Genomic DNA, 304 nt, shown 5'->3' with positions numbered 1-304 from the left:
TTCTTGTTCTTGGTCAATTTTTAACCCTGGAGTTTTAGAGAGCGTTTTCAAAGATTGTTTCAACAATTTTTTCGCTAATAAAATGTAACGATGGTTTCTTTCAACATTTGCTACATCACCTTCTACTTCAGTATCTTCAATTTGTTCCATTTGCTTCATTAACATTTTAGCAACTGTTAATCTATTAATTTCGGTTGTTCCTTCAAAAATACGACTAATTCTAGCGTCACGATATAATCGTTCTACCTCGTACTCTTGCATATAACCGTAACCACCATGGATTTGTACAGCTTCATCTACGATA

Annotated in this window: 1 protein-coding gene; it reads right to left on the bottom strand. The window is 33.6% G+C overall.

Annotation, left to right across the window (positions count from 1 at the left end; all coding sequences use genetic code 11):
- Positions 1-304, bottom strand: a 304-nt coding sequence (locus tag ACSG5Z_RS30520; protein WP_435712818.1) for an acyl-CoA dehydrogenase family protein, incomplete at both ends; no start/stop codon positions are given.

Source organism: Bacillus pretiosus (genome assembly GCF_051294775.1).
Classification (GTDB): Bacteria; Bacillota; Bacilli; order Bacillales; family Bacillaceae_G; genus Bacillus_A; species Bacillus_A wiedmannii.
This window is presented reverse-complemented; position numbering and strand designations above follow the sequence as displayed.